Raw genomic sequence first — 14215 nt, 5'->3', positions numbered from 1 at the left:
GGGAGACTGCTCGCGAAGGCAACATCGCGGTCCCGGCAAATCCCCAACTGCGCAAGAAGTTGCGCAGTAGCCCGTAATATTTCACGACCTAAATCCTCTGCAGCCCAAGCAGTGCAAGCCCTGCAGCCAAGTGCGCAAGAAGTTGCGCAGTACTGCGCAACTTCTTGCGCACTTTCTCCCGACTTTCCCGCTGAAAATCGCCCCGAATGATCACCAACTACCGTGGCGCCCCCGCCATCCGGGCACCGCGCAGAACCTGGCACGCTCCTTGATAACACTGCGTCACCCACCGGGCGATTTCGCCTCCGGGCACCCTAACTTTATCCGCAAGGAGAGCACCCCATGGCAACACCAGCGTACATGTCGGTTACCGGCGAAAAACAAGGCCTGATCACTGCCGGCGCTTTCACCGCCGACTCCGTTGGCAACACCTACCAGGAAGGCCACGAAGACCAGGTTATGGTTCAGGCTTTCACCCACGACGTGATCATCCCGCGTGACCCGCAATCCGGTCAGCCAACCGGTCAGCGCGTACACAAGCCAGTTGTGATCACCAAGGTCTACGACAAGGCTTCGCCACTGCTGCAAGCAGCTCTGACTTCCGGCGAGCGCATGAGCGAAATCGTTATCCAGTGGTACCGCACTTCGGCCCAAGGCACCCAAGAGCACTACTACACCACCAAACTGGAAGACGCGATCATCGTCGCCATCAACAACAAAATGCACAACTGCCAGGATCCAGGCAACGCGCACTTCACCCACCTGGAAGAAGTGCAGTTCACCTACCGCAAAATCACCTGGACCCACGAAGTATCCGGTACTTCGGGTTCCGATGACTGGCGTGCTCCAGTCGTTTAATTACGGCTGACCGTTACACGCATCGGCCAGCTCTGCTGGTCGATGTTGTTTACGCCCCTCCAGAATTTCGCGTACGTTGAGCCGCTTTTTTGCGGCCGTCGACGAGCGCCGCTGTACAGCACGAGGAACAAGGGATGTTCGCGCCGGCCAATGAAACCCACTTTGCCCTGACCATCGAAGGGCTTTCCGCCGACTTTCAGGTGTTTACCCTCACCGGCCGGGAAGCCATCAGCCAGCCTTTTGTCTTTGAGGTGGAGCTGGTCAGTGAGCAGCCGTCGCTGGACCTCGAAACCCTGCTGCACAAACCGGCCTTCCTGCAGCTGTCGCCCGACGGCAGCGGCATCCATGGCCAGATCTACCGCGCCGCGCAAGGCGATTCCGGCAAGCGTCTGACCCGATATTCGGTGACGCTGCGCCCACAACTGGCGTACCTGGCGCACCGCATCAACCAGCGCATCTTCCAGAACCTCAGCGTGCCGAAAATCATCGGCCAAGTGCTGGAAGAGCACGGCATCCAAGGCAACGCCTACGAATTCAAGACCGGCTCGATCTATCCCGAGTGCATCTACTGCGTGCAATACGACGAGTCGGATCTGCACTTCATCCAGCGCCTGTGCGAGGAAGAAGGCATTCACTTCCACTTCCAGCACAGCGCCAACGCGCACAAGTTGGTGTTCGGCGACGACCAGACGGTGTTCCCGAAGCTCAAGCCGGTGCCCTATCAGCAAGACTCCGGCATGGTCGCCAGCAACCCGGTGATCAAGCGTTTCGACCTGCGCCTGGAAACCCGCACCAGCCGCACCACCCGTCGCGACTACGACTTCGAAAAACCGCGTCTGACCCTGGAAAGCGAAAACCGTGGCGACGCCCTGCCCGACCTCGAAGACTACGATTACCCGGGCCGCTTCATCGACCGCGAGCGCGGCAAACATTTGGCCAAACGCGCCCTCGAACGTCATCGCAGCGACTTCCAATTGGCCGAAGGCAAGAGTGATCAGCCACTGCTGGTCAGCGGCCACTTTCTCGCCCTGACCGAACACCCGAAAGCCAAGTGGAACGACCTGTGGCTGCTCACCGAAGTGCTGCATGAAGGCAAGCAGCCGCAAGTGCTCGAGGAGTCGGTGACCAGCGACACCACCGCGCTGAAAGACGATTTCCACCAGGGCTACCGCAACCGCTTCCAGGCCACGCCGTGGGACGTGCCCAACCGCCCGCCGCTACGCCATCCGAAACCGCGCATCCTCGGCAGCCAGAGCGCCGTGGTCACCGGCCCGAAAGGTGAAGAAATCCACTGCGACGAGTACGGCCGGGTCAAAGTCCAGTTTCACTGGGACCGCGAAGGCCAGGCCGACGACAAGACCAGTTGCTGGCTGCGCGTCTCCAGCGCCTGGGCCGGCGCCCAGTATGGCGGCATCGCCATCCCGCGCATTGGCATGGAAGTGCTGGTCACGTTCCTTGAAGGTGACCCCGATCAACCGCTGATCAGCGGCTGCCTGTACCACAAGGAAAACACCGTCCCCTATCCACTGCCGGCGAACAAGACCCGCAGCACCTTCAAGACCCTGAGCTCCATGGGCGGTGGCGGCTACAACGAACTGCGCATCGAAGACAAAAAAGGCCAGGAACAAATCTACCTGCACGCCCAGCGCGACTGGGACGAGAACATCGAACACGACCAGAAAATCCGCGTCGGCAACGAACGCCACGACACCGTCGAAAAGAACAGCTACACGGAATTCAAAGCCGAAGAACACCACACCGTCTACGCCGACCGCAAAGTCGAAACCCGCGCCAACGACCACCTCACCGTCGGCGTCAACCAGCACATCAAGATCGGCACCGGCCAGTTCATCGACGCCGGCCAGGAAATCCACCTGAGCAGCGGCATGAAAGTGGTGATGGAAGCTGGCGCAGAGCTGACCTTGGTCGGCGGCGGCAGCTTTATCAAGATTGATGCTGGTGGCGTGACCATGAGCGGGCCGGTGATCAACATGAACTCCGGCGGCAGCCCGGGCGTTGGCACGGGCGCCGCGCCGTTGATGCCCGGCGTGTTGAAACAAGCGGATGCCGACAAGGCCGGCCAGGTCCTGACCCCGGCGCAAATCAATACACTCAAACGTAACGCGCCGTTCTGTGAAGAATGCGAAAAATGCAAGGCAGGTGCCTGTGCCATCTGAACGAATCACCCCCAAAGACTGGCTGGCGCAACAGCCACTGCAAAGTGGCGAGCGGTTGTACCTGATCATCAGCGCGGCCAGCGACGCAGACGCCCTGAAAACCCTGTACCTCACCGAACCCACCGCCCAGCTCATCCCGATCTGGGGCGGCACGCCCTACTCCACCTGGCAACCGGTGATGCCCTACCTCACCGAACTCAAAGCCAACTCCGCCTTCCTGCCCTGGATCGCCGAAACCGACGCCCTCGACTGGGGCTGGCTGGCCGTATCGCGTTCAGAACCGAACGAAGTGTTCGAGCATCTGCGCAGCCTGACGCAGGTGAAAATGCCGGATGGCACCGATGTGTTTTTCCGGTTTTGGGATGGCCGGCATATCTATCCGATTCTGCGGGGGCTTGGGGAAAAGGCTGGAGAAGTGCTGCCGGTGTTTGAGCGGTATCTGATCAATGGGCAGGCGCTGGAAGTGGGCACGCGGGTTGTGCCGAAGGTGCGGGACTGGCCGTGGTGGGAGGTGCCGAAGAGGTTGTTGGAAGGGTTGAGCAAGGACAATCCGGCGACGCTGGTCAGCAACCTGATGCAGTGGCTGGAAGAAGACCGCCCGGACCTCTACACCGCATGGCCCGAGAACAATCTGAAGCTGAAAATCACCCGCTTCGTGCGCCGCCCGGATGCGCCGCAAAATCTTAAAGAAGCATTGATAAACCACCTGATTCTGGAGCAAGGCTGATGGATCGCGTTGCCTTTGTTGACACACAACTCTCTGCCTTCCCCGACAGTTTGAATGATTATCGCAAACTGACCGAAAGCAAATATGCCGAATGGCTAGACGCAGGACCCCAATTCTTCGATAAACCAGCTTTCTTTGGATTGAGCAGAACCATAAAGCTTGGCAGCGCAAATGCTACCGTCAGCGTAAAGGATAATGAATTTGAATCCACGGTCGCACAGTGCCCTAAAGACGGAAGACTGTTAATTGAAAGTAAGTTTGTTTCCGTAAACGACATTCCCGTAGGCAACATAACGGTTGAGGTCACTCCAAAGGAAGGTGGTCCGTCAACCTCAATCACGCTCGACGCTGAAGGCAAAGGCGTTTACAAGGGTATACCAGGAAAAAAGTACTACGTCCGCGTACAAAGCTCAGTCACGAAAAATCAGCTGAACGAATTGTTTAATTCTTATGAAAGTTTAACTGAGCACCTGAACCGGTGGCTGAATTCCGAATGGAGTAAATATAGACCACTCTGGCCAAACGAGACATTCACTTCCTCTTACATTGCCCAGCAAAAGGGAATGATCATAGGCAGCTGGGAGGCAATAAAGTCAGCGTTTGACGGAATTAAACGTATATTCGAGATACTGAAAGATCCAAAAAAATTCGCGGAAGAATTAGGAGACAGCGCGCAAGATCTCCTAAAGCTGGCCAAAGAAACACCAGCTGCAATGGAAAAGCTGATGTTGTTAGCTAGCGACCAAGCCGCACTATTCCTAGTTCTCAAGGCGTCGGGAATCTGGTTAGCACAGCTTCCTCCGAGCTTGATTTCAGGAAAAACAGCTGAGCAGCTGTCCAGCGCTATAGTAACAGTCCTGATCGATATACTGTTGGCGATAGTCTTAACTTTTGCAGCGGAGGGCTCGGGGATTGCATACCTGGGCGTCCGCCTTATCAATTATGGCAGCAAAGTCGTCGAAGCTGTTTCTGGGTTCGTAAGATCAATATTCAGCATCCTCAAAAAATTCATGGAAGCAATCGAGGGTTACAAAAAACTTGCTACGAGAGCTGCTGCTGGAACGTTTGCCAAAGGCAAGGTGAGACTTGGTTGGGATCGACAAGATCACGCGAAGGTAGCGAGTACCGAACACGTTGACGACAAATCAAAACAATCGACGAACCATGATGACAAAGCTGTTGCATGCACCCAAGACACTTGTGTTAACGGATGCCCTGTATCAATGGTTACCGGAGAAGAGCTTCTAACTCTTACTGACGGACAGTTAAACGGAACCCTTCCATTCGCATGGACCCGCCTATACCGTACCAGTTCAGTAGAGGTGGATTGTGGGCTTGGCTACGGATGGAGTCATGCTTTGGCGCAAAGACTCCAGGTTAATCAAGATGGGATAGTTTGGACGGATCATGAAAACCGTGTTACTCATTTTCCGCACCCTAGCAGTCAACGACCAGCTATTACCAACAGCCTAGCCAAAGCTGCCATTTTTTTAGGTGATGATCCCTCTGAACTAATTCTCACCCAGGCCGGGGAGCGCCCACTGTTCTATCATTTTAAGTACGACAACATGGGCGCAACCCTTATCGCAATAACTGACCGGTATCACAATCGGCTGCATATTGGCAGGGATATTCACGGAAGAATCAAACGGGTAGATAACGGAGCAGGACGAGGCCTGCTATTAAGATATGATCGACAACATATCGTGTCTGTGGATATTCAACAATTCACTCCTGCAGACAATCTGGAAGACGCTTGGATTACCATTCAGACACTTGTCACCTACAAATACGACGAACGCAATCGCCTTATAGAAGTAAAAAATGCCGCTGGTGAAAGTGAACTATATAGCTACGACCATCTGAACGTGATTCAGGAGCGACAACTTGCGGGCGGGGCAAGCTTCTTTTGGGAATGGGAAAAGGAAGGTAAATCCGCTCGATGCATTCATCACTGGGCAAATTTTACTCAAATGGATGCCCGCTATTCTTGGGATGACGACGGAAGCGTTACCGTCACTAATGTTGACGGGAGTGAGGAAGTCTACACTCATGATGATCATGCAAGGCTCATAAGTAAGATCGAGCCAGATGGTGCTGAACACATCAACGTTTATGACGACAAAGGGCGATTGATTGCCGAAAAAGACCCGATGGGTGCAGTCACCGAATACCAATACAATGACGCGGGCCGAATGGAAGCGCTCATTCCTCCTGAGGATACACCCACTCTCTACGATTACTCCTTTGGATTTCTGTCTGAGGTTCGTCGAGGCGATTCGATCTGGAAATATACCCGAAATAAACAAGGGGATATCACTCAACAGATTGATCCTAATGGGAACACTACACATTACTCCTACGACAGCCGTGGTCGCCTGCTGGAAATTCGGCAGTCAGATGGCAGCCGCCATAAACTAACCTGGAACAATCTCGGCGAATTGTTAGAGGAGCAACTGCCAGACGGTGGCAAACGAAAATACCGCTACGATGCACTTGGGCGGCAAACCATTCGTCAGGATGAAACTGGCGCGATCACACAATATCAATGGGACGCGGTCGGCCGCCTGAATCAGGTCACTTTGCCCGGCGGCACCACCCGTGCTTTTACCTACAATCCGTATGGCCGTGTCACCGCCGAGCGCGACGAGCTCGGCCGCATCACCCGCTACGAATACGCCGATAATCTGCACCTCGTCAGCCGCCGCATCAATCCCGACGGCAGCCAACTGCGCTATCGCTACGACAACTCGCGCCTGCTGCTCACTGAAATTGAAAACGAGCGCGGCGAGCACTACCACCTCGAATACTACGCCAACGGCCTGATCCAGCAGGAAACCGGCTTCGACGGCCGACGCACCGCGTACGAGTACGACCTGAACGGCCAACTGCTCAAGAAAACCGAGTTCGGCGATGACGGTAGCGAACTGACCACCGAATATCAGCGGGATGCCGCTGGCCGTTTGCTGGTCAAGACGCTGCCCGATGGCGAAGAGATTCATTACAGCTACGACGCGCTTGGTCGCCTCGTTAACGTCGACGACGGCCACTGGCCGCTCGCCTATAAATACGACCTGCAAGACCGACTCATCGAAGAACACCAGGGCTGGGGCACTCTGCGCTACGAATACGACAGCGTCGGCCAGCTCAAGCACTGCCGATTGCCCGATGGAAGCAAACTCGATTATCGTCACCAGCCTGGCGGGCAACTCAGCAGCATCGACCTCAACGGCTCACGCCTGACCAGCCATCAGTTCAACGCCGGTCGCGAACAACAGCGCCAACAAGGCTTGCTGCTCAGCCAGTACCAATACGACGAACAGGGCCGACTTCAAGCACACAGCGTCAGCCAGCGGGACATACACCTGTTCCAGCGCCGCTACCAATACGACGCCAATGGCAACCTCGCCGGCATCGACGACAGCCGCAAAGGCAACCGCAGCTATCACTACGATCCACTCGACCGATTGATCAGCGTACGCGGCGCCATGCCAGAGAGCTTCGCTCACGACCCGGCGGGCAACCTCCTCGGACAAAATGACCTGCCCGTTGCGAACCTCGCAAACGTCAAAGGCAACCGCTTGCTGATGCAAGGCGACCGCCATTACGATTACGACGCCTACGGCAACTTGATCCGCGAGCGTCGCGGAACCGGCCAAAAGCTCGTCACCGAATACCGCTACGACTGCCAACACCGCCTGATCGGCGTCAGCCTGCCGGGTGGCAGCACCGCAAGCTACAAATACGACACCTTCGGCCGCCGCATCGAGAAAACCGTCGACGGCCACACCACTGAATTCCTCTGGCAAGGCGAACGTCTGATCGCCGAAAGCGCCGAAAACCGTTACCGCAGCTACATCTACGAACCGGGCACCTTCCGCCCGTTGGCAATGCTCGAAGGCGAAGGCCCGCTAAAAGCGGCCCCGTTCTACTATCAACTCGACCACCTCGGCACACCGCAGGAACTCACCGACTACAGCGGCGAGATCATGTGGTCAGCGAAGTACCAGGCCTACGGCAACCTCGCGGCGCTGGATGTGAGCGAAATCGATAATCCGCTGCGTTTTCAGGGTCAGTATTTCGACGCCGAGACAGGGTTACATTACAACCGCCACCGCTACTACAATCCGGGGACTGGCCGGTTCTTGACGCCGGATCCGATCAAGCTTGCGGGTGGGTTGAACAGCTACCAGTACGTGCCTAACCCTACGGGGTGGGTGGATCCTTTAGGGTTGAATACTTGTCCTGGAGGCGAAAACTGTACGCCTAGCATCGGCGCTGATGATTCCGCTATAAAACCAAAAGTAGATGAAGGCGACCAAAAAGCGCCCGAAACAGGGGGAGCTGCCCGCGCGGCTCTATATTCCGCGAATTGGCCTAAAGCAAACTTAAACAGTGCCGTTGAAAAATTCGCTGGAAGCAATCCAATCGTCAGCACTACGGACAAGGGCAAAAGAATATATAAAAACCCCCAAAACGGGATAGAAGTGGTTGAAGACATGAACGGAAATTATTTCAGAATTTATGATCCTTCCTTGCCTGGAAAGCGTAAGTATTTAAACCTTGAAGGAATTATTCCGAGCAATAAAACGCTTCCAAACGGTAAGCAAGCCGGAAGAACACAAAGCGAATATAACGAAGTCACGCACTTCAACAAGGAACCATAAAAAATGAAAACAATTTCAGTACCCTTATCTAGAGATGCAATGCATCGCTTGGACTTGGATGAATGCATACCCGGCGACTTAGAAGAGCTATCAGTCTCAGAAGAAGAATTTCTAGCCCTTTCAAAAACGGGGGTACTTGAGGAAATAAACTCGACGCTGAGCAAACTCATCGATGAATATGAAGACGAAAGCATCCAAGGACAAACCGAGTTAGAATCAGCTCTCAAGATATTTCAAAAATTATTTGCCACTACAAATTCCGACACACTAAGGAAGATCATACATCTCAACGAAATGGCGATGAAATACGATACAGGTATGTTTTTTTACTTCTAATCCTCATACTCGACGGCGAAAGCCAATTAAAGCTACGTCGTTCCACAACGAGCTTGGCTACCTAGCACGCCGCAGGAACTTATCGACTACAACATCGAATAATGTAGTCGGTGAAGTCCCGCGCCTACGACAACCTCGCAGCGCTTGATGTCAGCGAAATCGATAATCCGCTGCGTTTTTAAGGGCAGTATTTCGACGCCGAGACAGGGTTACATTACAACCGCCACCGCTACTATAATCCGAGCACTGGGCGGTTCTTGACGCCGGACCCGATCAAGCTTGCGGGTGGGTTGAACAGCTACCAGTACGTGCCTAACCCTACGGGGTGGGTGGATCCGTTGGGGCTGAACGGGTGCCCAGGCCAAACAAAATTTACGAGAAAAGACAAATTCTATGGTTCGCGCAGAGCTGCATTTCAAGACGCAAAACGTGATGCGAGAATACCCACGTCAGCTGAACCAATGGAAGTCAACCATGTTGCCCTTACAAAAATAGGTGAACATGGAGTAGGAAAGCAAAATGTTCTCGATGCAGATGGCAATATTGTTTATACAAGGGAATATCATTATAAAAATATTGACAATGAGCGCGTGGTAATTCAGGAACACTCGTATGGGCATGAAGATTTCCCAAGCGACCATGCTTCGCATAAACCGCATTTCAATGTAAGAGAGTATGACCCCGAAACCGGAAATGCAGACCGCAACAGGACCTTCCACCTAAAAAGTGTCTCCACCCATTATGTTTCCGAGTAACTAAAATGTGGACAGATTTCATTTCAGACAAGAAACAATGGCTAGCCATCTTCGGAAATGGTTATACACCAACAAACCTTAGTATCTCTCATGCCATATTTAGCGACAACGCAATAACCTTAAAGCTATTCAGCCATCTCACAGGCAACAGCTATCCAGAGAAATGGATGAAAAACGGATATAACGAATACACATTTGACCTAATCATCAACGGTGTAACAACGGTGGAGATTATAAATTTCAGCTTCTACGGACCGCTAGAGCTAGAAATAAAAAAACACAACAACAATTACGAGATAAAGACAACGATCAACACGCTATGCAACTTTGCCTGCAGTGCTAGCGCAATATTCATAACTAATATCAAAGCCTACCACAATGACGGAGCAGTTTAGAGCTTCAAAACCCCAAGCTGACATAATTTATACACGGAAACCATAGAACAAATGGGGACAGGACAGATGGAGACGACCGATGGGGACAGATTTATTTTCTAATGAAATAAATCTGTCCCCATCGGTCATTGACCAGCCACAAAACATAGTATCGACGACATAAAACTTTAGGATAACGCCCCATCCGTACCATCCGGGTATTTTGAAATCAAATGAAAGTCAAATGCATAACAAATAGAATAGACGAAAGGTTTACGCTAGACACTGCAGCAAGACTGAAGCGCTATATCTCTGTCGGCGACAGTGAACTAGATATAGAAATTGGAAAAGAATATATAGTTTACGGTATAGAGCTCTGGGACAATTACCCTTGGGTTTATATATGCTCAGAGTCATATGATGAATACCCTAAACCTTTCGCATTAGATTTTTTTGAAATCACTGAAAGAAAAATCTCGTCTCACTGGGTCCTTAAGTCACAACACACATATAACAAAAAAATCAAAACACAGCTCGTTTTTTGCGAATGGGCTGATGACGACAGCTTTTATGAAAAACTGGTCAACGAAGATGAAAGATGCATCGAGGCATTTGAAAGCTATAGAAAAATTATGAACGCTGAATAGAGCATAAAAAGCGCACCTAGTATTTTAGTGCGCAAGTAGAAAACCGTCATTCTTTGGTGCATGACAAAGTTTCTTCTCAATGTCGCTACAGCTAAGATGCCAATGGCAACTTTCGTGGAGTCGACGTCAGCCGCAACTGAGCATGGAAAGCGCCGAGAACCGTTACTTTCAGAAACTCAACACCCAAAAATTCCCGGGCTATCTGAAATAACTTACGGACGAGACTCGTTGGATCGTACAGGCCAAGCAGTCGGCATAAAAGAGGTTGGCAGCCCAAAACTATGTACGATCCATCTATAATTTCTACAGATAAAATGTTCAACACAGGCAGAGAAGCGGCCGCCAAGGACTACCACTAAGCCCGATCCGGTGGCAACCGAGCTTACAGTGCTTCTTATGACGGAATAACCTTCAGAATCTATCTTGATGAAACTTTGACCACAGTCACCCACTTCCACCCAACAATGACATAACTATGAATATAAATATTAGCAGCTCTCAAGAAAACATAATTCACAATTGCTTGTTAGATCTCTTAGAGTCCTCTTCAAGCAACCACTCCAGCTTCCTACTCAAAGCGCTCCATAGCCTTCTTCATTCACAAGGATTCGGAATAGAGATGTCTGGTATATACATCAGCACCGATGCCGACCGAGAAAACATACCCACCTATTTAACTACAGGTATTGCATTCGAGTTCATGGATAATCACGTCACTTTACCATTCAGAGATGCGATCGCATGCATCACCAATTGGTACAACCATCACGACAATATCAGAAACCCTGAACTAGATAAGATTATTGAGGACTTAAAAGTAAAGTTTTTACAATATGGTATTTAACCACGAAAATGCGTCATTTTTCATTACAGCCTTTAGTAGAAATGAGAACGAGCACAAGAGGACCGAGACAAGGAGTAAAAGCGCTGTGAAAGAGGACAGACTTATTTATACAAACCGAATATAGCCCCCCTTTTCTTACTCTCGCAATTAAAAGCAAAAAAAACATGAAATTTAAAAAAATAATACGTCTCGGCGGAAAAGTAATTTTCGACGAACTATCCAACCTAATCGATTACGACATAGCACTCATCTCAGAGAACCTGAAAGAGGATCTCTTACAGGCAGCATTCCCAAACGAACAAATATTAGACATCGGATGGTATCCTGAATTTGACAAAAATGGTGCCTTTAGAATTTCATTAATTGCAAATCGAGATTGGGAATCTCCGATATACACCGACACCGCCAAAACGTGGAGCGACCTTGGCAAAATCTTAGATCACACGCTGCATAAAGTTAAACAAATCTGATGCAGGCTTCACATATTAGGAGTATATGGGGAAAGCAGTGGACCTGACATTGGCTAAGCCATAGGGTGTAGCGGCGCTGCCAATCGATGACAAAATTTGTTAGAGCAACCCACTACGCTAAAGCAGTGCGCAGTCGCTGCCTAATGCCTATGCCTATGCCTATACAATTAATTTGGGAAAAGCCTCAGACCTGTAGTACAAGGGAGTTTCTTTCGGGTAAAAAAATCTCGACAACCAAACTTATAACAGCGAAAGCAAAACCATGATATTTAAGTGCTCGGGCAACGCAGTCAATCCAAATACCGTATCTTATAGAAGCTTGGGATTCGGAGAGGCGGTTACGATCAAGACTCAGCCCTACATACTGCAAATCAAACCCGGCGACTTTCCAAGAAAGTTTGAAATTATTGCAGATACGTTTATTTCGGAATGCAGGATTGACGATACCGTGCAAGGCTATGCGGACATCCCCGAGCTTGCGACAGTTGATTACCCGACTTTCAATGAACTTCTGAACACCCATCCAAACCTAGCAGCAAGTTTGATCGAAGATCATCTTTACTTCGAACTCTTCTATCATCTTTTTCAAAACCCAACCAACCCACAATTGGTTATCAACAACATCAACAGCGTATATACAGAGAAAGATTCAATAATAATCACGGGAGACACATACCCATTCAAATACTTCTAGCAGAAGGAAACTTGCTCGACGGCAGGCCCGCCGACTCAGACCTCAATGGTCGACTGTTAAATAACACTGATCTGGCGACGACGTCAGTGCGCTAATCACCGATTGCTAGTGATCTATTTGCCAGCTCTATTACCCGGTCAGTGCCAAAAGTATGTACAGAGCCAGCGGCATGCGCAGTGTCCGCTATCGGGACAAAGATCGATTCAACGCCGTTACGGAAACTACTGAAACGCAGGAAGTCTAGCTAACGTAAAAGGGCAACCGCCTGCTGATGCCGGGCGATCGCCACTACGATTACACGCTATCCGCCCCCACCAACCGCACCTGCCTCTCCAACTCCACCTTCAACCCCGGCTCCAGCTTCAACTGCCGTGCCAGTTCATCCAGATAGCTCTTCTCCATAAAATTCTCCTCATCCACCAGCATCACACTGGCGATGTACATCTCCGCCGCCATTTCCGGCGTGCTTGCCGCGCGGGCGACGTCGGTGGGGTCGAGGGGTTTGTTGAGTTCGGCGTGGAGCCAGTGTTGCAGCTCCTGGTCGTTGTCGAGTTTGGTGAATTCGCCTTCGATCAGTTCGCGCTCGCGCTCGTCGATGTGGCCGTCGGCCTTGGCGGCGGCGACCAGGGCTTTGAGGATGGCCTGGCTGTGTTCTTCGACTTGCGCGGGTGGCAGGCGGTCGAGGGTTTGTGGTTCGCGTTGGGGTGCGCTGCCTTTTTGGGCGTTGTAGTTGCCGTAGGCCTTGTAAGCCAGTACGCCCAGCGCGGCGAGGCCGCCGTAGATGGCGACTTTGCCGCCGACCTTGCGGACTTTTTTGTTGCCGAGCAGCAGGCCCATCGCGCCCGCGGCCAATGCGCCGCCGCCCGCGCCGGACAGCAGGCCGCCGAGGCCGCTGGAGCCAGACGAGCCACCGAGCAAACCGCCCAGTCCGCTGGCAGCCGACTTGTTGGAAGCGCCACCAGTCTTGTTCTGCAGCATTTCCTGCCCGGACTTGAGCAGTTGATCGAGCAATCCACGGGTGTTCATGTTCCGTCTCCAAACAAGGGTTATCCGGATCTAAGGCCCTCAGCCTAGTTCGAAAGTGCCCGACCCCGACCTGCGAGTGTGCTTCGAGATGTTGCTCGCCACTCAGAAGGGCATGTTTCGAGCGTTACGCAAATGAAAAAGGGGCAGGCTTCTCGGCCGGCCCCCTTCTCCCCTCCCCCTTAGAATCGCGAAACACTCCGCATCGCATCCACCAGATAGCGCATGGCAATCCGGTCGCTTTCCGATAGTTCTCGATAACGCTCCACAAGTTTCAATTCTTCGGAATTGAGGCGGCGTCTTCTGCGCCCGCCGCCCAAGCAAGGGAAGATGCCCAACATTTCGGTGATGCTCTGTATTTTTGCCATGGACGATGTCCTTCTCTATTGAGTCAAGAAACTGCTGAACCTCACATCGCCCTGCCTCTTCGAGCAGCGTCGTGTGCCCCGCCGGCACGAAGGCTTGTATCCGGTCTTGCCCATAGAATAGGAATTAAATCGGCGTTGAAAAGCGGTTTTTAGAGTAATTAATCGAAAAAAGCAGATATGCCCTCTAAATCAGAGAGCCCTGTCAGAAAAATTACAGACATGTCTTGTTTCATTGCCAGGTGACGCAACGCAAACAAGCCTTTTTGCCCGACAAT

10 protein-coding genes and 1 pseudogene are annotated in these 14215 nt (G+C 51.8%); 9 read left to right on the top strand and 2 right to left on the bottom strand.

The features are described from left to right. Window positions 1-342: 342 nt before the first annotated feature. The 9 genes and pseudogenes from PSH90_RS05045 to PSH90_RS05000 all read left to right on the top strand — a co-directional run bounded on the left by PSH90_RS05045 (window position 343) and on the right by PSH90_RS05000 (window position 12549). Window positions 343-858: an Hcp family type VI secretion system effector gene (locus tag PSH90_RS05045; RefSeq protein ID WP_007949952.1), complete on the top strand. Its 516-nt coding sequence runs from the start codon at window positions 343-345 to the stop codon at window positions 856-858. A gap of 134 nt (window positions 859-992) precedes the next feature. Continuing rightward, window positions 993-3035, top strand: coding sequence for a type VI secretion system tip protein TssI/VgrG (gene tssI, locus PSH90_RS05040; RefSeq protein WP_305382285.1), 2043 nt, complete (start codon window positions 993-995; stop codon window positions 3033-3035). Further along, window positions 3025-3762, top strand: coding sequence for a DUF4123 domain-containing protein (locus PSH90_RS05035; RefSeq protein ID WP_305382284.1), 738 nt, complete (start codon window positions 3025-3027; stop codon window positions 3760-3762). Before tssI ends, PSH90_RS05035 begins: the two co-directional genes overlap by 11 nt. After that, window positions 3762-8429: an RHS repeat-associated core domain-containing protein gene (locus PSH90_RS05030; RefSeq protein WP_305382283.1), complete on the top strand. Its 4668-nt coding sequence runs from the start codon at window positions 3762-3764 to the stop codon at window positions 8427-8429. Before PSH90_RS05035 ends, PSH90_RS05030 begins: the two co-directional genes overlap by 1 nt. A gap of 3 nt (window positions 8430-8432) precedes the next feature. Next, window positions 8433-8765: a hypothetical protein gene (locus tag PSH90_RS05025; protein ID WP_039759068.1), complete on the top strand. Its 333-nt coding sequence runs from the start codon at window positions 8433-8435 to the stop codon at window positions 8763-8765. A gap of 22 nt (window positions 8766-8787) precedes the next feature. Next, window positions 8788-9520: pseudogene (locus tag PSH90_RS27470) on the top strand (RHS repeat-associated core domain-containing protein); the annotation flags it as partial. A gap of 607 nt (window positions 9521-10127) precedes the next feature. Next, window positions 10128-10541: a hypothetical protein gene (locus PSH90_RS05010; protein WP_305382281.1), complete on the top strand. Its 414-nt coding sequence runs from the start codon at window positions 10128-10130 to the stop codon at window positions 10539-10541. Between the two features lie 1008 nt (window positions 10542-11549). Further along, window positions 11550-11855, top strand: a complete 306-nt coding sequence (locus PSH90_RS05005; protein ID WP_305382280.1) for a hypothetical protein — start codon at window positions 11550-11552, stop codon at window positions 11853-11855. Window positions 11856-12117: 262 nt separating this feature from the next. Beyond that, window positions 12118-12549, top strand: coding sequence for a hypothetical protein (locus PSH90_RS05000; RefSeq protein ID WP_056783135.1), 432 nt, complete (start codon window positions 12118-12120; stop codon window positions 12547-12549). Between the two features lie 294 nt (window positions 12550-12843). On the opposite strand, the gene PSH90_RS04995 is transcribed toward PSH90_RS05000, so the two are convergent. Both PSH90_RS04995 and PSH90_RS04990 read right to left on the bottom strand, forming a co-directional pair. Further along, window positions 12844-13575, bottom strand: coding sequence for a tellurite resistance TerB family protein (locus PSH90_RS04995; RefSeq protein ID WP_039759087.1), 732 nt, complete (start codon window positions 13573-13575; stop codon window positions 12844-12846). Between the two features lie 179 nt (window positions 13576-13754). Then, a complete protein-coding gene (locus PSH90_RS04990) occupies window positions 13755-13940 on the bottom strand; it encodes a hypothetical protein (RefSeq protein WP_041478186.1) in 186 nt (61 codons plus the stop codon). Window positions 13941-14215 lie beyond the last annotated feature (275 nt).

It is taken from the genome of Pseudomonas sp. FP1762 (assembly GCF_030687105.1).
Classification (GTDB): domain Bacteria; phylum Pseudomonadota; class Gammaproteobacteria; order Pseudomonadales; family Pseudomonadaceae; genus Aquipseudomonas; species Aquipseudomonas siliginis.
This window is presented reverse-complemented; position numbering and strand designations above follow the sequence as displayed.

Coding starts and splice junctions, on each gene's coding strand:
- PSH90_RS05045 (WP_007949952.1), top strand. CDS start 343: ATGGCAACACCAGCGTACATGTCGGTTACCGGCGAAAAACAAGGCCTG.
- tssI (WP_305382285.1), top strand. CDS start 993: ATGTTCGCGCCGGCCAATGAAACCCACTTTGCCCTGACCATCGAAGGG.
- PSH90_RS05030 (WP_305382283.1), top strand. CDS start 3,762: ATGGATCGCGTTGCCTTTGTTGACACACAACTCTCTGCCTTCCCCGAC.
- PSH90_RS05025 (WP_039759068.1), top strand. CDS start 8,433: ATGAAAACAATTTCAGTACCCTTATCTAGAGATGCAATGCATCGCTTG.
- PSH90_RS05010 (WP_305382281.1), top strand. CDS start 10,128: ATGAAAGTCAAATGCATAACAAATAGAATAGACGAAAGGTTTACGCTA.
- PSH90_RS05005 (WP_305382280.1), top strand. CDS start 11,550: ATGAAATTTAAAAAAATAATACGTCTCGGCGGAAAAGTAATTTTCGAC.
- PSH90_RS05000 (WP_056783135.1), top strand. CDS start 12,118: ATGATATTTAAGTGCTCGGGCAACGCAGTCAATCCAAATACCGTATCT.
- PSH90_RS04995 (WP_039759087.1), bottom strand. CDS start 13,575: ATGAACACCCGTGGATTGCTCGATCAACTGCTCAAGTCCGGGCAGGAA.
- PSH90_RS04990 (WP_041478186.1), bottom strand. CDS start 13,940: ATGGCAAAAATACAGAGCATCACCGAAATGTTGGGCATCTTCCCTTGC.